This is a genomic window from Curtobacterium sp. 8I-2, from assembly GCF_902506155.1.
Classification (GTDB): domain Bacteria; phylum Actinomycetota; class Actinomycetes; order Actinomycetales; family Microbacteriaceae; genus Curtobacterium; species Curtobacterium poinsettiae.
Window position 1 is genome coordinate 233,842 of record NZ_LR732827.1, and the last position, 20,469, is coordinate 254,310.

15 protein-coding genes and 1 other RNA gene are annotated in these 20,469 nt (G+C 70.5%); 6 read left to right on the top strand and 10 right to left on the bottom strand.

Features of this window, described 5'->3' with window-relative positions:
• A partial coding sequence (gene sucB, locus BOSE127_RS04835) for a 2-oxoglutarate dehydrogenase, E2 component, dihydrolipoamide succinyltransferase (protein ID WP_159556388.1) occupies positions 1-1,134 on the top strand: 1,134 nt, incomplete at its 5' end.
• Between the two features lie 85 nt (positions 1,135-1,219).
• Here sucB and BOSE127_RS04840 read toward each other — a convergent pair.
• A complete protein-coding gene (locus BOSE127_RS04840) occupies positions 1,220-2,107 on the bottom strand; it encodes a hypothetical protein (RefSeq protein ID WP_159556390.1) in 888 nt (295 codons plus the stop codon).
• Between the two features lie 128 nt (positions 2,108-2,235).
• On the opposite strand from BOSE127_RS04840, the gene BOSE127_RS04845 reads away from it, so the two are divergent.
• Positions 2,236-2,952, top strand: a complete 717-nt coding sequence (locus BOSE127_RS04845; RefSeq protein ID WP_042537027.1) for a DUF4191 domain-containing protein — start codon at positions 2,236-2,238, stop codon at positions 2,950-2,952.
• 480 nt (positions 2,953-3,432) lie between these two features.
• On the opposite strand, the gene BOSE127_RS04850 is transcribed toward BOSE127_RS04845, so the two are convergent.
• On the bottom strand, positions 3,433-3,888 hold the full coding sequence (locus tag BOSE127_RS04850) for an RDD family protein (protein ID WP_017886083.1): 456 nt from the start codon (positions 3,886-3,888) through the stop codon (positions 3,433-3,435).
• 142 nt (positions 3,889-4,030) lie between these two features.
• Here BOSE127_RS04850 and glnA (BOSE127_RS04855) point away from each other — a divergent pair, with 142 nt between their 5' ends.
• The gene (gene glnA, locus BOSE127_RS04855) at positions 4,031-5,455 is read left to right on the top strand and encodes a type I glutamate--ammonia ligase (RefSeq protein ID WP_017886082.1); all 1,425 of its coding nucleotides are present in this window, start codon (positions 4,031-4,033) and stop codon (positions 5,453-5,455) included.
• A 339-nt stretch (positions 5,456-5,794) separates the two neighbouring features.
• Here glnA (BOSE127_RS04855) and BOSE127_RS04860 read toward each other — a convergent pair whose 3' ends face one another.
• The 6 genes from BOSE127_RS04860 to BOSE127_RS04885 form a co-directional block, all read right to left on the bottom strand.
• The gene (locus tag BOSE127_RS04860) at positions 5,795-7,222 is read right to left on the bottom strand and encodes a UDP-glucose dehydrogenase family protein (protein WP_159556392.1); all 1,428 of its coding nucleotides are present in this window, start codon (positions 7,220-7,222) and stop codon (positions 5,795-5,797) included.
• Positions 7,219-8,781 (bottom strand): glycosyl hydrolase, encoded by a 1,563-nt coding sequence (locus BOSE127_RS04865; protein WP_017886080.1) that lies wholly within the window; start codon positions 8,779-8,781, stop codon positions 7,219-7,221. The genes BOSE127_RS04860 and BOSE127_RS04865 overlap by 4 nt, the downstream gene beginning before the upstream one ends.
• On the bottom strand, positions 8,774-10,420 hold the full coding sequence (locus BOSE127_RS04870; RefSeq protein ID WP_159556394.1) for a glycosyltransferase family 2 protein: 1,647 nt from the start codon (positions 10,418-10,420) through the stop codon (positions 8,774-8,776). The genes BOSE127_RS04865 and BOSE127_RS04870 overlap by 8 nt, the downstream gene beginning before the upstream one ends.
• A gap of 502 nt (positions 10,421-10,922) precedes the next feature.
• On the bottom strand, positions 10,923-13,874 hold the full coding sequence (locus tag BOSE127_RS04875) for a bifunctional [glutamine synthetase] adenylyltransferase/[glutamine synthetase]-adenylyl-L-tyrosine phosphorylase (protein WP_071251068.1): 2,952 nt from the start codon (positions 13,872-13,874) through the stop codon (positions 10,923-10,925).
• Between the two features lie 36 nt (positions 13,875-13,910).
• On the bottom strand, positions 13,911-15,248 hold the full coding sequence (gene glnA, locus BOSE127_RS04880; RefSeq protein ID WP_017886077.1) for a type I glutamate--ammonia ligase: 1,338 nt from the start codon (positions 15,246-15,248) through the stop codon (positions 13,911-13,913).
• Positions 15,249-15,373: 125 nt separating this feature from the next.
• Positions 15,374-15,553, bottom strand: coding sequence for an SPOR domain-containing protein (locus BOSE127_RS04885; RefSeq protein ID WP_017886076.1), 180 nt, complete (start codon positions 15,551-15,553; stop codon positions 15,374-15,376).
• Between the two features lie 149 nt (positions 15,554-15,702).
• On the opposite strand from BOSE127_RS04885, the gene map reads away from it, so the two are divergent.
• The 3 genes from map (at position 15,703) to rnpB (ending at position 17,891) form a co-directional block, all read left to right on the top strand.
• Positions 15,703-16,566, top strand: coding sequence for a type I methionyl aminopeptidase (map, locus tag BOSE127_RS04890; protein ID WP_042537238.1), 864 nt, complete (start codon positions 15,703-15,705; stop codon positions 16,564-16,566).
• 41 nt (positions 16,567-16,607) lie between these two features.
• Positions 16,608-17,357, top strand: coding sequence for a polyphosphate--glucose phosphotransferase (gene ppgK / locus BOSE127_RS04895; RefSeq protein ID WP_042537019.1), 750 nt, complete (start codon positions 16,608-16,610; stop codon positions 17,355-17,357).
• 173 nt (positions 17,358-17,530) lie between these two features.
• Positions 17,531-17,891, top strand: an RNA gene (gene rnpB / locus BOSE127_RS04900) — RNase P RNA component class A.
• Positions 17,892-18,586: 695 nt separating this feature from the next.
• Here rnpB and BOSE127_RS04905 read toward each other — a convergent pair.
• Positions 18,587-19,321: a zinc ribbon domain-containing protein gene (locus BOSE127_RS04905; RefSeq protein ID WP_017886073.1), complete on the bottom strand. Its 735-nt coding sequence runs from the start codon at positions 19,319-19,321 to the stop codon at positions 18,587-18,589.
• A gap of 2 nt (positions 19,322-19,323) precedes the next feature.
• Positions 19,324-20,169, bottom strand: a complete 846-nt coding sequence (locus BOSE127_RS04910) for a Nif3-like dinuclear metal center hexameric protein (RefSeq protein ID WP_017886072.1) — start codon at positions 20,167-20,169, stop codon at positions 19,324-19,326.
• Positions 20,170-20,469: the final 300 nt, after the last annotated feature.

Consider the following 20,469-nt stretch of genomic DNA (forward strand, 5'->3'; position numbering starts at 1 on the left):
GGGCCCGAGCCCGCCCCCGCCGGTCAGACGCAGCCCGCTGCCCCGCAGGCACCGTCCGCGCCGCCCGCCGCAGCGCCGGTCCCGGCCGCCGCACCCGTCCCGCCGCCCGCAGCCGCTCCGCCGGCAGCCGTTCCGGCCCAGGCCGCTCCGGCAGCAGCTCCGGCGTCCGCGCCGAGCACCACGGCCGCCGCCGCGGTCCCGAACCCCACGCAGGACGGCGCAGCCTCCGGCTACGTCACCCCGCTGGTGCGCAAGCTCGCCAACGAGCAGGGCGTCGACCTGTCCACGGTCACCGGTTCCGGTGTCGGAGGGCGCATCCGCAAGGAGGACGTCCTCGCCGCCGCCGAGAAGGCCCCGGCCGCCCCGGCTGCAGCAGCACCCGCTGCCGCGTCCGGCCCGTTCGTCGCCGAGGTGTCGCCGCTGCGCGGCACCCGCGAGAAGATGACGCGCCTGCGCAAGGTCGTCGCCGAGCGTGCCGTGCAGTCGATGACCTCGACCGCACAACTCACGAGCGTCGTCGAGGTGGACGTCACGAAGGTGGCGCAGTTCCGCGACGCCCACAAGGCGGAGTTCCTCGAGAAGACCGGCTCGAAGCTCTCCTTCATGCCGTTCTTCGCCCTCGCGGCGTCCGAGGCCCTGAAGGCCCACCCGAAGATCAACTCCACGGTCGAGGGCGACGAGATCGTCTACCCGGAGACCGAGAACGTCTCCATCGCGGTGGACACCGAGCGCGGCCTGCTGACCCCGGTCATCAAGGACGCGGCCTCGCTGGACCTGGCGCAGTTCTCGAAGTCCATCGCGGACCTCGCCGAGCGCACCCGGAACAACCAGCTCAAGCCCGACGAGCTCGCCGGCGGCACGTTCACGCTGACCAACACCGGTTCGCGCGGCGCGCTGTTCGACACCCCCGTGGTGTTCCTGCCGCAGTCGGCGATCCTGGGGACCGGCATCGTCACGAAGCGTCCGGCGGTCGTGAAGGTCGACGGCCAGGAGGCCATCGCCATCCGCTCGTTCGTCTACCTGGCGCTGTCGTACGACCACCGGATCATCGACGGTGCGGATGCCTCGCGGTACCTCGTCGCGGTGAAGAACCGTCTCGAAGAGGGCAACTTCGCCCCGAACCTCGGGTACTGATCCCAGCAGCACGGCCGACGGCCCCGGTTCCCCTCGTGGGAGCCGGGGCCGTTCCCGTTCCGGGGGTTCGGCGGCACCAGCCGCGTCACCCGCCCCCGAGCAGGGTCAGGGCGGCGACCACCGACCCGACGGCGACGACGACTCCCACGAGCACGCGGCGGAGCGGGAGTCGTCGATCGGTTCCGAGCGGGACGCCGTGTTCGACCACGTCGCGGAGGCGCTCGAGCAGCCCGTCCTGCCGAATCGCCGTCGGCGACTCGGCGAAGACGAGGTCGCTCGGCACCGGCGTCCACCGGAACGGGCGGGGTGCTGCACTTGCGCGGATCAGCTCGAGAGCCGACCGCGCGGTTCGGTCGTCGCCGTCGAGGGCGTCCTGCAGCGCGTCGTGCACCGGTCGCTGTGCGGGATCGGCCGGGTCGACGCGGTCCCAGACCGTCCGGGCTGCGAGGACGAGGGTCCGGGTGGCGTCCGTCGAGTGCGCGGTGCGCGTCGGGGTCGTGTTCGTCGGGCTCGTCGCGTTCGTCGGGTTCGTCGCGTTCGTCGGGCTCGTCGGGTTCGTCGGGCTCGTCGGGTTCGTCGCGTTCGTCGGGCTCGTCGGGTTCGTCGCGTTCGTCGGGCGGTCGCAGAGCACGACAGCGCCCGAGTCGTCGACCAGGACGTCGTCGATGCCGGCGGAACCGAGCAGGACGGCGCCGTCGTGCACGGCGACGAGGAGTTCCAGGAGCGGCACCGACAGCGTGACCGCAACGCCGGTGGTCGGCGTGCCGAGCCGATCGAGCGCCGCCACGAGCGGCGTGCCGGTCGGCCGGTCGAGGTCGACCCCGAGACACCCCGTCCGGGTCCTGCCGACTGCGGCCACCGGGACGAGGTGCCGCTCGGCGGCAGCGGAGCGGTCGGCGACCCAGGTGAGCACGTCGGTGTCGTCACCGGTCGCGATCCAGCGATCCGGGTGGTGGTCGGTCATCGTCTCCATGGTGACCAGCGTGGCGGGGGTGTGGTGGGCCTCCAGGCTGTGCGGCACCACCTGTGGACAAGACGTGTTCGCACACAGCCGGACATGCGGCGGTCTCCCCCGGCGCACGGAGGCCGTATCCTGTTCCCATGGCACGCAGCTCTTCCACAGACAAGAAGGCGAAGGAGCCGGGGCGTCTCAAGCAGATGTTCCAGGTCTTCCAGATGACCCGCAAGGCCGACCCGTCGTCGGTCTGGTGGTTCGCCCTCGCCTTCGTCGTTCCGGTCGTCCTCGGTGTCCTGCTGGCGCTGCTCCTGCCGGGGCAGAACTGGCTCGCGGTCGTCCTGTGGATCGTCGCCGGTGTGCTGCTCGGTGTGCTGCTCTTCCTGATCGTGCTCACCCGCCTCGCTGAACGTGCCGCCTACTCGCAGATCGAAGGCCAGCCCGGTGCCGTCGGCGCCGTGCTGTCGAACTCGCTCCGTCGGCAGTGGCGCTCGAGCGAGATGCCGGTCGCGGTGCACGGTCGCTCACAGTCCGCGGTCTACCGCGCGGTCGGTCGCCCGGGTGTCGTGCTGATCACCGAGGGCCAGCGCGGCAACCTCAGCCGTCAGCTCGACGAGGAGCGCCGCAAGGTCCAGCGCATCGTGCCGAACGTCGCCGTGCACGTGCTGCACGTCGGTGATGGCACCGGCGAGAGCCTGACGCTGCACAAGCTGCCCCGTGCCATGAACAAGCTCAAGAAGTCGCTCAACCGCAACGAGGTCCTGGCGGTCGCGAACCGTCTCGACTCGCTGACGCAGAGCCCCGCGGCCTCGATCCCGAAGGGCATGGACCCGATGCGTGCCCGTGCCGGACGGCCGCGCTGACCCAGCCGCAACACACGAAGACGCCCCCGACCGATCCTGGTCGGGGGCGTCTTCGTGTGGACGTGGGGTGACGGCGGGTGCGGGCTGCGGCGTTCGCATGGGTCCGCGCGGGTCCGCACGGGTCCGCACGGTGCGACCTTCGCTGAACCGTGCGAGGTTGCCAGCTCGGTGCGGGTCTTCGGCCGCGCACGGAGCAGGGAACCTCCCGTCAGCTGAGCAACCTCGCACGGTGCGAGGTCCGGCAGCGGAGGCCCGGCGCGCAAACTCGCACCGTGCGAAGGCCGGCGTACAAACTCGCACCGTGCGAGGGCCTGCGGTGGAGGCCCGGCGCAATCTCGCACCGTGCGCGGTTGCCTACTCGGTGCGAGGGGACGGGAGGCGCACGGAGTACGCAGCCTCGCACCGGACGATCAACCTCGCACCGTGCAGACAGCCACGGCCCGCGCGCCACACGGCCGCGGCAACCCGCGGCACCCGCGATCAGCGTCGGACGAGCACCGTCCCGGCGATGCGGTCGTGCGCTCCGCGGCTGTCGCGGTCGATGATGAGCGCCGGCACCACCAGGCAGAGCAGCACGGTGCGGACGACGGGCCGCCACACCCCGACGTAGCCCCCACGCATCGGGACGACCCGCAGGCCGACGCAGATGTGCCCGAACGAGCCGGACAGCAGGCAGATGAACAGGATCTGCAGGACGGCGAAGATCGCGAGCTGGATCCAGGTGTGGGCGATGTCGCCCGACCCGTTCACCGGTGACCACACGCCGGTGACGTAGGCGACGAGGTCAGCCAGGGCGCCGTCGATCAGGAGCGCCACGACGCGGCGGCCGATGCGCCCGACGCTGCGGGGCCCCTCCTCCGGCAGCCCGAGGTCCTTGCCCGGCCACCCGTCCGGGTGCTCGGAGGGCGCGGACGGACTGGAGGTGCTGCGGGCCATGGTCCCCAGCGTAGGCGACCACCTGGGCGTAACACGCCCGAAACAAACCAGTCATGTCCGGGAAACCCCGTGTCAATAGCCTCGTCGGAGGGTGCCTTGACCGGTGCCTCCGACATCACCCAACCCATTGGAGATCGGCCCCATGTTCAGCGATTCCTCCGAGGTCCTGGCCTTCATCAAGGACACCGACGTCAAGTTCCTCGACATCCGCTTCACGGACCTGCCCGGTGTGCAGCAGCACTTCAACATCCCGGCATCCACCGTCGACGAGGACTTCTTCTCGGTCGGCCAGCTGTTCGACGGCTCCTCCATCCGTGGCTTCGCGTCGATCCACGAGTCCGACATGCAGCTGATCCCCGATGTCACCACGGCGTACGTCGACCAGTTCCGCGCCGAGCGCACGCTCATCATGATCTTCGACATCTACAACCCGCGGAACGGCGAGATCTACGGCCGCGACCCGCGCCAGGTGGCGAAGAAGGCCGAGAAGTACCTCGCGTCGACGGGCATCGCGGACACCGCGTTCTTCGCCCCCGAGGCCGAGTTCTACATCTTCGACGACGTCCGCTACTCGGTCACGCAGAACGAGTCGTTCTACGCGGTCGACTCCGAAGAGGGCGCCTGGAACACCGGTCGTGACGAAGAGGGCGGCAACCTCGCCAACAAGACCCCCTACAAGGGCGGCTACTTCCCCGTGTCGCCGGTCGACAAGACCGCCGACCTGCGCGACGACATCACCCTCAAGCTGATCGATGCCGGCTTCGAGCTCGAGCGTTCGCACCACGAGGTGGGCACCGGCGGTCAGCAGGAGATCAACTACAAGTTCGACACGATGGTCCACGCCGCGGACGACATCCTGAAGTTCAAGTACATCGTCAAGAACACGGCCGACCAGTGGGGCAAGGTCGCCACCTTCATGCCGAAGCCGCTCTTCGGCGACAACGGTTCGGGCATGCACACCCACCAGTCGCTCTGGTCGGACGGCAAGCCGCTGTTCTACGACGAGAACGGCTACGGCGGTCTGTCGGACCTCGCCCGCTGGTACATCGGCGGCATCCTGAAGCACGCTCCGGCGCTGCTCGCCTTCACCAACCCGTCGATCAACTCGTACCACCGTCTGGTCAAGGGCTTCGAGGCCCCGGTCAACCTGGTCTACTCGGCCGGCAACCGCTCGGCAGCGATCCGCATCCCGATCACGGGCACGAACCCGAAGGCCAAGCGCATCGAGTTCCGTGCGCCCGACGCCTCCGGCAACCCGTACCTCGCCTTCGCCGCGCAGCTGATGGCGGGCCTCGATGGCATCCAGAACCGCATCGAGCCGCACGAGCCGGTCGACAAGGACCTGTACGAGCTCCCGCCGGAAGAGGCAAAGGGCATCCCCCAGGTCCCCGGGTCCCTCGACGAAGCGCTCGACGCGCTCGAGGCCGACCACGAGTTCCTCACGAAGGGCAACGTATTCACCGAGGACCTCATCCAGACCTGGATCGACTACAAGCGTGAGAACGAGATCCTCCCGCTGGCCCAGCGCCCGCACCCGTTCGAGTACGAGCTGTACTTCGGCGTCTGAGTCTCGCTGACACAGGAAGGGCCCCGCACCGTCAGGTGCGGGGCCCTTCCTCTGTGCCGCGACAGCGACAGTGTGCCGCGAACCATCCGCAGGAATGTGTCGCTTCGGCGCGGGGTGCGGACGCGACCGCCTGGAGGCCCGGTGCCGGTCCGGCGGGCGGGCACCGGGCCTCCAGGCTGGTCGCGACGCACGTTCCTTCCCATCGCAGCTGGACTGGGAAGAGGAATCGGGCGTCCCTGGAGGAAACTTCCGACCATGGACGCCCGGACAGACCGGGCCCCGGGCGCACGGGAACGGGGCCCGAGCCGCCCGGCACGGACCCCGTCTCGCGAACGGTGACTAGCGGCTCGTGGCCAACGCGTCGTTCGTCCCCGCTGCGACGCTCACGGGTGCACCCGTGACCGGCGTGGGACGTCCCAGGGAACGGACGGTCCACCCCGCTTTGACCCAGTCGGCGACCGGGAGGCAGTTGCGCGCGTCGATGACGACGCGGCGGCCGACGAGGTCACCGAGGGCGACCGGGTCGGCGGTGATGATGTCGTCCCACTCGGTGAGCACGAGGACGACGTCGGCGCCCTCGATCGCGTCCGTCATCGACTCGGCGTAGCTCAGCGTCGGGAACGAGCGCTTCGCGGGCTCCATCGCCTCGGGGTCCCAGAGCGTCACCTGGGCGCCGCGGAGGTGCAGCGCAGCGGCGACGTTGAGCGCCGGGGAGTCGCGGACGTCGTCGGTCAGGGGCTTGAACGCGGCGCCGATGACGGCCACGCGACGGTTCAGCACCGATCCCCCGGCCGAGTCGATCGCCATGTCGATGACCCGCTGGCGCTGCCCCATGTTGATCTCGTCGACCTGCTGCATGAGTCCGACGACCTGTCCGGCGCCGATCTCGTTGGCGCGGTACATGAGGGCCCGGATGTCCTTCGGCAGGCAGCCACCGCCGAAGCCGAGACCGGCGTTCAGGAACTTCCGGCCGATGCGGGCGTCGTGGCCCAGGGCGTCGGCGAGCGTGGAGACGTCGGCGCCCGTGATGGCGCACATCTCGGAGATCGCGTTGATGAACGAGATCTTCGTGGCGAGGAACGCGTTGGCGCTGACCTTGACGAGCTCCGCGGTAGCGAGGTCGGTGGTGATGACCGGGGTGCCCTCGTTGATGGGTGCGGCGTAGACCTCGCGGATCACGGCGTCGGCAGCCTCGGACGCGCCGCCCCAGACCAGGCGGTCCGGGTGCAGGGTGTCCTCGACGGCCTTGCCCTCGCGCAGGAACTCGGGGTTCCAGATGAGTTCCGCGTCGATGCCGGCGGGGGTGAACTCGCGGACGATGCCGCGGAGCCGCGATGCCGTGCCGACCGGGACCGTCGACTTGCCGACGATGAGCCCGGGGTGGGTGAGGTTCTCGGCGACACCGCGGGTGGCGCTCTCGACGTAGGCCAGGTTCGCGGCGTGCGATCCGGCCTTCTGCGGGGTGCCGACGCAGACGAAGTGGACGTCCGCGGCGGCGACGGCCGAGGCGATGTCGGCGGTGAAGCGGAGCTTGCCGCTGGCGACGTGCTTCGTGATGAGCTCGGGGAGCCCGGGCTCGAAGAACGGGACCTCGCCGGCGGACAGCGCGGCGAGCTTCGACGGGTCGATGTCGACACCGATGGTCTCGAAGCCCATCTCGGCCATGGCGGCTGCGTGGGTGGCACCGAGGTAGCCGGTGCCGATGACGCTGATGATGGGTGCGGGACGGGTGTCGGCCGATGCGGTCGACTTCTTGGACTCGCTCATTGCGTGACCTCCTGCAGGTCGTAGTCGATGTCGTTGCGCTTGATGCCCTCGGCGAAGGCCTTGAGGGAATCGGCGCGGGAGTTGAGACGCCAGTCGTTCGTGGTGCGCTTGCCGTCGATGATCGTGGTCGCCGTCTCGCTGAAGTACGCGAAGCCGACGATGTCCTTGTTGGCGGGGTCTGCCAGCGCGTCGAAGAGCGAGTCGATCCACTGCGTCTTCTGCGGGTTCGCGACGCTGGTGCCGGTCTCGGTCGCCCCGATCTCGTTGAGCATGATGCCCTTGCCCGGCGCGATCTGGCGGAGCTGCGCGAGCGTCGCTCCGAACGTGTTCGCGAAGGACGGCTGCTCGTCGGCGTCGCGGTAGTAGCCGCTCATGCCGACCCAGTCCACGTAGTCCGAGCCCGGGTAGTACTGCCGCATGTAGTCGAGCGTCTGGTACTTCGGGTTGCCGAGCTTGTCGATACGGCTCGGGGACCAGTCCCAGATGACGTACTTGTTCGCACCGTTCGCCTGGAAGACGTCGTGCACGTGCTGCCACATCTTGACGTAGGAGCCGGCCGGGTTCTTCTGCGCGTCACCCTCGGACCAGTTGTACCAGGAGCCGTTCATCTCGTGGTCGAGACGGATGACCATCGGCTGTCCGTTGGCCTTCAGCGCCTTGGCGTACTTCGTCAGGTAGGCGTCGAACGATCCGCCGGAGATGTCCTCGTTGGTGTACCCGGGGACGTACTTCTGGTCGTTGCTGGTCTGCGCCGGCACCGTCTCCCACGTCATCAGGGGCACGCGGCCGTTGGCCCAGGAGCGCTGCACCGCGGTGGCGTTGAACTCCTGGTCGAAGCCCTGGAAGAAGCCGGTCATGTTCGACGCGGTGCCGACCTGCTGGGAGACCTCGTCGTACTCGGCCCAGTTGAACGGCGACTGCGCGGTGTAGAGGCCGTACCAGCGCGACTGCTGCCCGAGGATCTCGGCCTTCGTCGGCGTCACGACCGGGGTGGCCCCCGGATCGGTCGAGGGGCCGGGGTTCGGCTTGGAACCGCTGCCCGAGCCGGATCCGTTGCCGGATCCGGAACCGCTGCCGGACCCGTTGTCGGACGGACCCGACCCGGACCCGCCGGCGGAACCCGCGCCGGATCCGCCGGAGCCCGACCCGTTGTTGCCGGAACCCGCGGCGTCGACCTTGGACGAGCCTCCCGAGCTCTTCGCGGCACCGAGCTGGGACTGGAGCGACGCGATCTGCGCCTTGAGCTCCGTGATCTGGTCACCGCGCGACCCGGCCTGGGCCGTGCGGGAGTCGAGCTTGCCCTCGAGCGACCAGATGCGCTCCTGGGCGGCGTCGAGCTGCGTCTGCAGCTCGGCGGCGGACACCTTCTTGGCCTTCGGCGCCTCGACGCCGAGCGCCTGGTGCACGGCGGTGGAGACGGGGCCGGAGGGCGAGATCCACACCGACCAGGTGATGAGGCCGAGGGCGAGCACGATGGCCGTCGTGCCGATGGCCGTCCGGCGGGCGTGCTTGCTGGACTGCGCCCACCAAGCACTCGAGGAACGGATGAAGTCAGACAATGAGGAACGCCTCCAGGGCGAAGATCGCGATGCCGATCACGTACGGGATCGCTGCGTACGGGTTGTAGCGGCGGGCTCGGGCGGGAGCCGGCGCAGCTGCTCGCTGTGCCTCCTGCTGCGCGACCGCGGCTGCGGCCTCGCGACGGGTGGCGAGCACGGTGGTGGTGGAGTTGGTCGCCGCGTCGGCGCCGAAGAGCTCGTCGAACGCACGGTCGACGGCCACCTGGTCGACGGTCTCGAGCGGGGACGGCGAACCCGAGCCCGAGCCCGAGCCGGCCGGTCCTGCGCCCGCCCCGGCCGTCCGGGCACGTTCCGCGTCGATCGGGCTGACCGGCACCTGCGTGGTGGACGAGAGCGGCTGGGCGGCGTCCACAGGCTCCTCCTGCATCGGACCACCGGCGTAGGCACCGGCACGGGTCCCCCAGCCGGACGCGTGCGCCAGGCGGAAGAAGCCGATGAGCCGGATCGGCATGAGGAAGAACGTCGACACGATGATGAACATCGGCAGGCGGAAGAAGTCGCTCGGCTTCTCGGACAGGTGCCGCATCTGGCGGATGGCCATGCTCAGCACGCTCGAGATCACCATGAGCGCCGCGACGTAGACGAAGCCGGTCGAGAACCCGTACTGCGACAGGATGCCCTGGTACAGGTTCTCGCCCTGGCCGGTGAAGGCGCGGTAGATCCAGCCCGCGATCACGCCGAAGAGCATGAACGGCAGGATGATGTCGGTGATGAAGAACGCCGCCAGGATCGGGGCGTGGCCGAGCATCCACGGCAGCATCCGCAGCGTGTTGTACTGCGATCCACGTGCCCAGCGGAGCTGCTGCTTGAACAGCTTCTTCACCTGCAGCGGGGCGTCCGTGTAGACCAGCGACGTGTACTGGTAGACGGTGCGGTACCCCTCCTTGAGCGTGAGGTTCGTCAGCGTGCGGTCATCGGAGACCTCGAGGAACACGCCCATGAACTTCTCGTGCATGAACCGGTCCATGACCCGCATGAGGATGCTCCGGCGGAACGCGATGGTGCGCCCGGGCAGGCAGCCGATCTGCCCGAGGACACTCTGTGCCGGCATCGAGTAGAGCGCCCGCGAGTTCTCGAGCCAGTCGGCCCAGCGGGTGATCCAGCTGCGCTCCGGCTCGAGGATGCGCTGGCGGGTCGTCACACCGCCGACGGACTCGTCGGCGAACGGCCGGAGGAGTTCCTCGAGCGCGCCGGGGGTCCAGACGGTGTCGGAGTCGACCAGCACGGTGATGTCGCCGTTGGACATCTCGGTGCCGACCTTGACGGCGTTCCGCTTGCCCGGGATGGGCGTGTGGGTCCAGCGGACGAGCGGGGCGAACTCGTCGCAGACCTCTTCGAGCGCCTCGTTGCGGGCTCCGTTGATGACGACGATGATCTCGCCGGGCCGCTGTTCGACCATGCGGCCGATGACGTCACGGAACAGGTCGAGCGGTTCGTCCACGACGGGGACGACGACGCTGGTGGTACCGACGAAGGTGCCGGTGAAGGGGCGGTAGCGGGCGGAGATGACGACCTTGAGCAACCAGAGCAACCAGATCACCGCGGAGTACACGGCGAACAGGTAGAACTCGGGGTGGCCTTCGACCATCTGCCTGATCTGCAGAATGAAGGTGAACACTGATCCCTGCTTCAACGTTCGAGGTGGAGATTCCGCTTCATCGGGGAATCAGGGCGGTTCGGGTGATGCCATTGATGCAGAACCTGGGGGCCGCCGCAACGCGACCCCCGTCCGGGGGCGTTACAGGCGTGTTACGGGGTACACACCGGTCCCCCTCTCGGCCGGTCGGAGCAGTCCCCCGTCGTGCTGACAGCACTCCTGCGGACCGCTGTTCCGACGACCGTCGTCCGGATGGGCAACAGGTGCGGCCTGGAGGCACGGGCCGACTCCGACGGAAAGCCCAGGTCAGCAGGAGGTCACCGGGCGTGTCGGGGGACGTCGGAAAAGGTCCCCTGGCGGTCCGGTGGGAGTTCGGTCACGGCCCGGTAACGGCTCCGACAGCACTCCGGGCAGGGGTACGAAGGACGGGTCGTCGGGGGACGCAGCGCGACGCGGAGAATTCACCTTCGACGGGTGCTCAGGTCGGGTCCGTCAGAAGACATCCGGGCGTGTCGCGGGCGGGTCAGGCGCCGTAGAACTCGCGCTCGAACACCTGTCGGGCTCGCCGCGTGATGCCGAGGTAGTCGTCCTCGAGACGGCTCGCGGAGCCCGGCGGGTACTCCATCAGACGAGCGACACCCTCGAGCTGGACGCGGTCGACGGGCAGGACGTCGGTGGTCTTCCCCGACCACAGCACGAGAGCGCTGCGGGTGCGCGACGCGAAACGCCAGGCGGCTCCGAGCCGCTCGCCGTCCTCGGCACCGACCAGTCCGGCGTCGACCGCGGCGTCGAGGGCCTCGAGCGTGGACGTGGTCCGGAGCGAGGGGATCTCGAGCGCGTGCTGCAGCTGCAGGAGTTGCACGAACCACTCCACGTCGCTGAGCGACCCGCGCCCGAGCTTGAGGTGCCTGGCCGGGTCCGCGCCGCGGGGCAGCCGTTCGGACTCCACCCGGGCCTTGATGCGGCGGACCTCGCGCACCTGGTGGTCGTCGATCTGTTCCGGGTACCGGGTGCGGTCGGCGAGGTGCTCGAAGTCGCGGAGGAGCTGCGCGTCGCCGACGGCGCCCCGTGCGCGGAGGAGCGCCTGGGCCTCCCACGTGAGCGACCAGCGGGCGTAGTAGGCGCCGTACGACTCGAGGGTCCGTACGACGGGGCCGTTCTTGCCCTCGGGCCGCAGGTCGATGTCCAGGTCGAGCGGGTGGATCGTGTCCTCGGTGAGCCGGTTGAGCTCGCGCACGATCGTCTGGGCCGTCCGCGACGCGACCTCGGGTGCCAGGTCGGGTGCCCGGTACACGTACAGCACGTCGGCGTCGGACCCGAAGCCGAGCTCCCGTCCGCCGTACCGGCCCATTGCGATGATGCCGAACTCGAAGCCCTCGGGGGCGTCGCGGCGGGCGAGTGCGAGGGCTCCGGCGAGGGTGGCCTCGGTGACGTCGGTCAGGGCCGGGCCGAGACCGTCGACGTCGAGCGAGCCGAGGACGGCGGCCATGCCGAGCCGCAGGGTCTCGCGGCGGCGGGCCGACCGCAGCAGGGCCGCGGCGCCGTCGACGTCGTTGCCGTGCCGGGCGGTGGTCGCGGTCATCTCGGCGAGCAGCGAGTCCATCGGTCGTGGACGCAGCAGCGCCTCGGGTTCGTCGAGCCAGGCCACGGCCTCGGGGAACCGCTCGAGCAGCCCGGACAGGAACGCCGACTCGGACAGCACGGTGGTGAGCGAGTGCGCGGCACCGGAGGAGTCCCGCAGCATCCGGAGGAACCAGCTCGACTCCCCCAGGCCGTCGCTCAGCCGCCGGAAGGCGAGCAGGGCGCGGTCCGGTGCCGGCCCCTCGGCCATCCACCGCAGGAGCACCGGGAGCAGGTTCCGCTGGATCGCCGCACGCCGGCTCGTGCCCTGGGTGAGTGCGCGGATGTGACCGACCGCGCCGGTGGGATCGACGAAACCGACGCCTGCCAGGCGGTCGACGACCTGGTCGTTGGTCAGGACGATCTCGTCCTCGGTCGAAGCCACGGCAGACAGCAGCGGACGGTAGAACAGGCGCTCGTGCAGCCCACGGACCTCGAGCTTCACGGCACGCCAGCGGGCCTCGAGCGCCGGCGCCGATGCCGCGACACCGCTCGACCGGGCGAGCACCCGCAGCTCCTCCTCGTCGGAGGGCATCAGGTGCGTCCGCTGCAGGCGGCGGAGCTGGATCCGGTGTTCGAGCACGCGGAGCAGGGCGTAGTCCGGCCCGAACCGCGCGGCCTCGGCACGGCCGACGTACCCGGCGTCGGTCAGGGCGTCCATGGCCTCGAGCGTCGACCGGACCCGGACGGACGGGTCGTCGCGGCCGTGCACGAGCTGCAGGAGCTGCACCGTGAACTCGACGTCACGCAGGCCGCCGGGGCCGAGCTTGAGCTGCCGGTCGACGTCGGCGTCCGGGATGTGCTCCGTCACCCGCTCGCGCATCCGCTGCACCGACTCGACGAACCCCGGCCGGGTCGCGGAGTTCCACACGAACGACGCGACGGCCTCGGCGTAGCGGGCACCCAGGTCGGCGGAGCCAGCGATCGGACGGGCCTTCAGCAGCGCCTGGAACTCCCACCCCTTCGCCCAGCGCTCGTAGTACGCCACGTGCGAGTCGAGGGTGCGGACGAGTGCTCCGTCCTTGCCCTCGGGGCGCAGGTTCGCGTCGACCTCCCACAGGGCGGGTTCGGCGGCGAGGTCGGTGATCGCGTGCATGGCGGCGATCGCGATGCGCGTGGAGACGAGCACGGCGCGGTCGACGGCGATGTCGTCGGTCGACTCGGTGACGAAGATGACGTCGACGTCGCTGACGTAGTTGAGTTCGCGCGCACCGGCCTTGCCCATCGCGATCACCGCGAGCGGGGTCGCCGCGACGTCGGCCGCGGGGAACGGCACCTCGCGCCGGGCGATGTCGACGGCGGCGTCGAGGGTGGCGCCGGCCAGGTCGGCGAGGCCCGCCGCCACGGCGGGGAACGCATCGGTCGGCACGTCGTGCAGCACGTCGAACAGCGCGATCTGGGCCAGGTGCCGGCGGTAGCGCACGCGCAGGCGCATCCGGGCGTCCTCACCCGTGGCGCCGTCGACCGCCTCGGTCAGCGACGCCGTGTACCGCTCCTGCGACCACGGTTCGGCGACCGGCTCGAGCAGCAGGTCGAGTTCGGCGGGCCGTCGGTGCAGGAACTCCCCGAGGCCGATCGACGCGCCGAGCAGGTGGATCAGGCGCTCGGTCGCCGCGTCGTCCGTCAGGACGGTGCGCAGTTCGTCCGGTGCCCGCTCGAGCAGCCGCTCGAGCATCCGCAGGGCGCCGTCGGGATCAGCGGTGCCGCCCCAGAGCGCGGAAGACGCCGCGACCGGCAGGGGCACGTCGGGGCCGAACCGGGCCTCCAGGTCGGCAGCGCGCTCCAGGCTCTCCGACAGCTCGGCGAACCCCAGACGGGCCAGCTCCGAACGTGACGTCGTCGTCCGACCGGTCATGTGGAACGTGCTCCCGAGGGGTCAGGGCGCTCGGTTCTAGAGCGCGCCGAGGTTGGTGTCGAGCTCGAACGGGGTGACCTGGTCGCGGTAGCGCTTCCACTCCTGCCGCTTGTTGAGCAGCACGAAGTTGAACACCTGCTCGCCGAGGGTCTCGGCGACCAGCTCGGAGTCCTCCATCAGGCTCAGGGCGTGGTCGAGGCTCGACGGCAGCTGGCTGTACCCGAGGGCCTTCCGCTCCGAGTCGCTGAGGCTCCAGACGTCGTGCTCGGCTTCGGCGGGGAGGTCGTACTCCTCCTCGATGCCCTTGAGGCCGGCGGCGAGCAGCAGCGAGTACGCCAGGTACGGGTTCGCCGCCGAGTCGATGCCGCGGTACTCGATGCGTGCGGACTGGCCCTTGTTCGGCTTGTAGAGCGGCACGCGCACCAGGGCTGAACGGTTGTTGTGTCCCCAGGTCACGAAGGACGGGGCCTCGTCGCCGCCCCAGAGCCGCTTGTACGAGTTGACGAACTGGTTCGTCACCGCGGTGATCTCCGGCGCGTGCTTCAGCACACCGGCGATGAAGTGCTTGGCCGTCTGCGACAGCTGGTACTGGCCGCCCGCCTCGTAGAAGGCGTTCTGGTCGCCCTCGAACAGCGAGACGTGGGTGTGCATGCCGGAGCCGGGCTGGCCGGAGATCGGCTTCGGCATGAACGTCGCGTAGACGCCCTGCTCGATCGCCACTTCCTTCACCACGGTGCGGAACGTCATGATGTTGTCCGCCATCGTCAGTGCGTCGGCGTAGCGGAGGTCGATCTCGTTCTGCCCGGGGCCGGCCTCGTGGTGCGAGAACTCGACCGAGATGCCGAGGTCCTCGAGCATGCGGACGGACCGACGGCGGAAGTCGTGCGCGCTGCCACCGGGGACGTTGTCGAAGTAGCCGGCCTGGTCGACGGGCTGCGGGCCGCCGTCCTTCCACTCGCGGCTCTTCAGCAGGTAGAACTCGATCTCGGGGTGCGTGTAGAACGTGAACCCGCGGTCGCTCGCCCGCGCCAGGGTGCGCTTCAGCACGTTGCGGGGGTCGGCCACGGCGGGCTGCCCGTCCGGCGTCGTGATGTCGCAGAACATCCGCGCGGTGGGGTCGATCTCGCCGCGCCACGGCAGGATCTGGAACGTCGAGGGGTCCGGGTGTGCCAGGACGTCGGCCTCGTACGAACGGGTGAGGCCCTCGATCGCGGAGCCGTCGAACCCGATGCCCTCGGCGAACGCGCCCTCGACCTCGGCCGGGGCGATCGCCACCGACTTCAGCGTCCCGATGACGTCCGTGAACCAGAGTCGGATGAACTTGATCCCGCGCTCCTCGATGGTGCGGAGCACGAAGTCCGTCTGCTTGTCCATGCACGACCTTTCCGTGTATCGGGTGGCCGCTGGCGGGCCTCGTCCCAGGCTAGTGGTCCGGCGGTGTGCGCGGGGCCGTGCGACGCGCCGTCACCAGGGTGCCGACAGGCCGCCGACCGCGGTGCTCAGCGGTCCTCGGCGTCCCACTTCTCGTTGTTCGCGGCGATGCGGTCGAGCGCGTGCTGCGCCTCCTCGCGCGACTCGAACGGGCCGATCCGGTCGCGCTGCGGCGACTGGGGACCCTGCTCGACCTGGCCGGTCTTGTCGTTGAACCACCACTGGGACTCGATGCGTTCGTCGCTCATGCCGCCCACCGTACCCACCTGACCCCCTGGAGGCCCGGTGCCGGTCCGGCGGACCGGCACCGGGCCTCCAGGCAGTCGCGCCCACCCAGCCAGGCCGCACCGTGCAGCCGTTGCGCTCGGCGCGTCGCGCCGCGGCTAGAGTGGTCGCCATGCCCCGGGACGAACACGGACACCTGACCGCCGGCCGGATCTCCCCGCACCGCGCCGTCCCGAAGGACATCGAGCGTCCGGAGTACGTCGGGAAGGTCGAGCCGCACGAGCACGGCCTCGGTGACACCTACACGCCCGACGAGGTCGAGCGCATCCGGGTCGCCGGACGCATCGCGTCGCAGGCCATCGACGCCGTCGGGCAGGCGATCCGCCCCGGCGTGACCACCGACGAGCTCGACCGCATCGGGCACGAGTTCGTCGTCGCGCACGGTGCCTACCCCTCCACGCTCGGGTACCGCGGCTACCCGAAGTCGCTCTGCTCGAGCCTCAACGAGGTCATCTGCCACGGCATCCCCGACGACACCGTCCTGCAGGAGGGCGACCTCGTCAACATCGACATCACCGCCTACAAGGACGGCATGCACGGCGACACGAACCGGACGTTCGTCGTCGGCCAGGCGTCGCAGGAGGTCGAGGACCTCGTGACCCGCACGCGACTCGCCCTCGAGCGCGGCATCAAGGCCGTCGCCCCCGGTCGCCAGGTCAACGTCATCGGTCGTGCCATCGAGGCGTACGCGAAGCGCTTCGGCTACGGCGTCGTCCGCGACTACACCGGACACGGCGTCGGTCGGGCCTTCCACTCCGGCCTGATCATCCCCCACCACGACGCACCGCAGTACGACACGGTGATCGAACCCGGCATGGTGTTCACCATCGAGCCCATGCTCACACTCGGCGGCATCGAAGCCGACATCTGGTCCGACGGCTGGACCGTGTCGACCCGCGACAAGTCGTGGACCGCGCAGTTCGAGCACACCCTCGTCGTCACCGAACGCGGCGCGGAGCTCCTCACCGTCTCCTGACCGGACACCTCCGGCAGGCAACCGAAAGGCACGACAACCTCATGACCTCCCTCGCAGTCGGCGTCGACATCGGTGGTACGGGCATCAAGGGCGCGATCGTCGACGTCGCGTCCGGCGCCCTCACCACGGACCGCATCAAGAAGGCCACGCCCGAGGGTGGGAAGCCCCAGGACATCACGGCGGTGGTCAAGGAGATCATCGGTGAGCTCGCCCCCGGTGACGACGTCCCCGTCGGGGTCTGCTTCCCGGCGATCGTGCGGGACGGCAAGACGATGTCCGCCGCGAACGTGTCGAAGAAGTGGATCGGCTTCGAGGCCGAGGCGCTGTTCGAGAAGGAACTCGGCCGCTCCATCCACTTCGTCAACGACGCCGACGCCGCCGGGTTCGCCGAGCAGCAGTTCGGTGCGGCCAAGGGCAAGGACGGCCTGGTCATCGTGACGACGCTCGGCACCGGCATCGGCACCGCGCTCATCAACGACGGCGTGCTCATCGTCAACTCCGAGTTCGGCCACCTGGAGATCGAGGGGCACGACGCCGAGTCCCGCGCCTCGTTCGCCGCCAAGGAGCGCGACGACCTGTCGTGGAAGCACTGGGCGAAGCGCCTGCAGAAGTACTACTCGACGCTCGAAGCGCTGCTCTCCCCCGAGCTCTTCGTCGTCGGCGGCGGGGTCTCGAAGCAGTACGAGGAGTTCCTCCCGCTGCTCGACCTGCAGGCGGACATCATCCCCGCGACGCTCCGCAACAACGCCGGCATCATCGGCGCCGCGACCCTGGCCGCGCGGAGTCGGTAGCGCTGGGCCCGTCGCGGGCGTACCTGGTCGAAACGGGCGTACCCGGTCCGAACTTCCGACCAGGGACGCCCGTTCTCATCAGCGACGCGCGCAGGTCGCGCGCACGTCCTGCGTCGGGCGGCGTCGGGCGCCGCGACGGGCGCCGCGGACCCGGGTAGACTCGCACCAGCGAATGGGTCGGTGAGACGGTCGCGTCGCTCCCCCGGGAGCGCCGAGGAACGTCCGGGCTCCACAGAGCAGGGCGGTGGGTAACACCCACCCGGAGCAATCCGCGAGACAGTGCCACAGAAAGCAGACCGCCGGCGGCAACGTCGGTAAGGGTGAAACGGTGGTGTAAGAGACCACCAGGGGTCCGGGTGACCGGATCCGCTCGGTAAACCTCGCCCGGAGCAAGGTCAGACAGAGGACGTTGAGGCTGCTCGCCGAGTCCTCGGGTAGACCGCTGGAGGCCGACGGCAACGTCGGTCCGAGAGAGATGGCCGTCACCGCCGCGCAAGCGGCGGGACAGAACCCGGCGTACGGCCGGCCCATTCGCCCCTTCTCGGTGCCGCGTCGGCCGGCGCGCGCGGCGCGCGCGGCGCGCGCGGCGCGCGCGGTCACGACGCCCCGCTCAGGTGCGCCGCGTGGTCACGAAGTGTCGGCCGGCACCGCCGCAGCCGACAGTTCGTGACCAGTCGGCGCCACGCGAGCGACGCGTTGCGACCAGCCCACGACGGACCGGAGGCGCGGCGCGGCGCAACCACGAGCCTCCCGCCGGGCGGCGCACGGGGTCACGACTCCCCGTTCAGGTTCGCCGAGTGGTCACTAACCGTCGGCCGGCACCGCCGCAGGCGACGCGTTGCGAACAGTCCACGACGGACCGGAGGCGCGGCGCGGCGCCGCCACGGGCCTCCTGTCGGTCGGCGCGCGCGGTCACGACTCCCCGCTCAGGTTCGCCGCGTGGTCACCAACCGTCGGCCGGCACCGCCGCAGCCGACAGTTCGTGACCAGTCGGCGCAACGCGAGCGACGCGTTGCGACCAGCCCACGACGGACCGGAGGCGCGGCGCGGCGCAACCACGAGCCTCCCGCCGGGCGGCACGGGCGGTCACGACTCCCCGCTCAGGTTCGCCGCGTGGTCACCAACCGTCGGCCGGCACCGCCGCAGCCGACGCGTTGCGACCGGCCCACGACGGAGCGGAGGCGCGGCACCAGCCGGCACCGCGCCTCCGCTCCGGACGTCGCTCGCGTCTACAGCCCGGACTCGGCCGTCCGCACCAGGATCGCGTCGCTGTCGGGGCACAGCACCACGTCGTCGGGCGCAGCCCGGCGGATGGTCTGCAGGTCGGAGTTGTTGAGCGCCACGCCCGAGGCCGTCGACACGCCACCCTGCAGCAGCGAGGCGCCGAAGCCGTAGCGCGCACGCTGCCGGTCGTACAGGGCGAGCAGCTCGGCCGGCACCTTCGCGGCGACGTCGGCGCGGGCCTGCTCGGCGGACTCGCGGTCGGCGGTCAGCCGGGCGATCTCGGCGTCGCGCTCGGCGACCAGACCGCTGCGCGCGGACTCCACCTCGGCGAGCTTGCCCTCGATGTCGCCGACCCGGGCACGGAGCCCGTCGAGGTTCTCCATGATCTCGAGCTCGGCGGTCTCGAGGCCCCCGATGCGCCGCTGCAGCGAGTCGAGCTCGCTCTGCAGTCCGGCGGCGTCCTTCGCGTTCGCGACGTTCTGCAGCATCGTGGTGTCGCGCTCGACACGGGCCTGCGCAACCGCGGTGTCGGACTCCAGACGGGCGAGGTCGCGCTCGGCGTCCTCGACCTCGCCCGTGGCGGCGACGAGTTCGCTGCGGAGGCCCGCGGCCTGCTTGCTCAGCTCGGTCAGCCGGTCGCCCTTCTGCAGCGATGTGATGCGGTGCGCGATGCGGGTGACGTCGTTGTCGAGACGCTGGACGTCGAGGAGGATGACCTGGTCCTCGGGTGCTGCCTTCATGGTCAGGCTCCTTCTGTGGGGGTGGTGGGTTCGGCGGCCGGCAGGACGGCGAAGTCCCACGGGTCGGTACGGAGGTCGCTCACGGTGACGCGGACCCCGGCGTGGGCGCGGAGCTGCTCTGCCGCGACGTCGAGCCAGAGCCACTCGGTGGCCCAGTGTGAGGTGTCGATGAGCGCGGGTCCGCCGCCGAGCAGTGCCTGTTCGCGGAACTCGGACGCCGGGTGGTGCCGGAGGTCGCTCGTGATGTAGACGTCGGCGTCCAGTACCGCCGGATGCCCGAGCAGGGAGTCGCCGGCACCGGCGCAGAGCGCCACGGTGTGGACGGGCTGGTCGAAGTCGCCGGAGACGCGGACCCCGGTTGCGGTGGGCGGCAGCAGGTCGACGAGCTTCCGGGCGAGCGCGCCGAGGGTGGTCCCCGCGGGCAGGACACCGACGCGACCGATGCCGGTGTCGGGGTCGGCTCCGGCGTCGAGCGGGCGCTGCGCGGTCAGCCCGAGGCGGTCTGCCAGGACGGCCGAGGTGCCGGTCGTCACGACATCGGCGTTGGTGTGCGCCGCGAGCAGGGCGCTGCCGCCGCGCACGAGGGTCGCGAGGACGCTGCCCTTGTAGGTGGACTCGGCGATCGTCGTCACCCCGCGGAGCAGCAGCGGGTGGTGCGTCAGGAGGAGCCCGGCGCCGAGCTCCACGGCCTCACGGGCGGTGGCGGGGACCGCGTCGACGGCGAGGTGCACGTGCTCGACGGTGGCGTCCGGGTCACCCGCGACGAGCCCGACGGCATCCCACGACTCGGCACCGGCGGCGGGCCACAGGTCCTCGATCACGGCCTGGAGTTCGCGGAGCGTCGGCATCCCGTCAGTCTACCGAGGCGACCGCACCGCCACGGGCAGCCGGACCGTGTGAGGTGATCCGGGCCTCCAGGCGGCGCGACCAGAGAGGGTGCAACCGGAGGCAGTACAACCGGACCCGGTGCAACCGGAGCCGGTGCAACCGGAGCCGGTGCAACCGGACGAGGGCCGGACCGAGGACGGTCAGCGACGACCGAGCAGGCCGAGCAGACGCTCGACGAGTCGCGTCCACCAGCCGGCCGGGGCCGACGTCGTGGTGACCGCCGCGTCCGCCTCGTCCGCGAGCGGGGCCGGGGCCGGGGC

Coding starts and splice junctions, on each gene's coding strand:
- BOSE127_RS04840 (WP_159556390.1), bottom strand. CDS start 2,107: ATGGAGACGATGACCGACCACCACCCGGATCGCTGGATCGCGACCGGT.
- BOSE127_RS04845 (WP_042537027.1), top strand. CDS start 2,236: ATGGCACGCAGCTCTTCCACAGACAAGAAGGCGAAGGAGCCGGGGCGT.
- BOSE127_RS04850 (WP_017886083.1), bottom strand. CDS start 3,888: ATGGCCCGCAGCACCTCCAGTCCGTCCGCGCCCTCCGAGCACCCGGAC.
- glnA (WP_017886082.1), top strand. CDS start 4,031: ATGTTCAGCGATTCCTCCGAGGTCCTGGCCTTCATCAAGGACACCGAC.
- BOSE127_RS04860 (WP_159556392.1), bottom strand. CDS start 7,222: ATGAGCGAGTCCAAGAAGTCGACCGCATCGGCCGACACCCGTCCCGCA.
- BOSE127_RS04875 (WP_071251068.1), bottom strand. CDS start 13,874: ATGACCGGTCGGACGACGACGTCACGTTCGGAGCTGGCCCGTCTGGGG.
- glnA (WP_017886077.1), bottom strand. CDS start 15,248: ATGGACAAGCAGACGGACTTCGTGCTCCGCACCATCGAGGAGCGCGGG.
- BOSE127_RS04885 (WP_017886076.1), bottom strand. CDS start 15,553: ATGAGCGACGAACGCATCGAGTCCCAGTGGTGGTTCAACGACAAGACC.
- map (WP_042537238.1), top strand. CDS start 15,703: ATGCCCCGGGACGAACACGGACACCTGACCGCCGGCCGGATCTCCCCG.
- ppgK (WP_042537019.1), top strand. CDS start 16,608: ATGACCTCCCTCGCAGTCGGCGTCGACATCGGTGGTACGGGCATCAAG.
- BOSE127_RS04905 (WP_017886073.1), bottom strand. CDS start 19,321: ATGAAGGCAGCACCCGAGGACCAGGTCATCCTCCTCGACGTCCAGCGT.
- BOSE127_RS04910 (WP_017886072.1), bottom strand. CDS start 20,169: ATGCCGACGCTCCGCGAACTCCAGGCCGTGATCGAGGACCTGTGGCCC.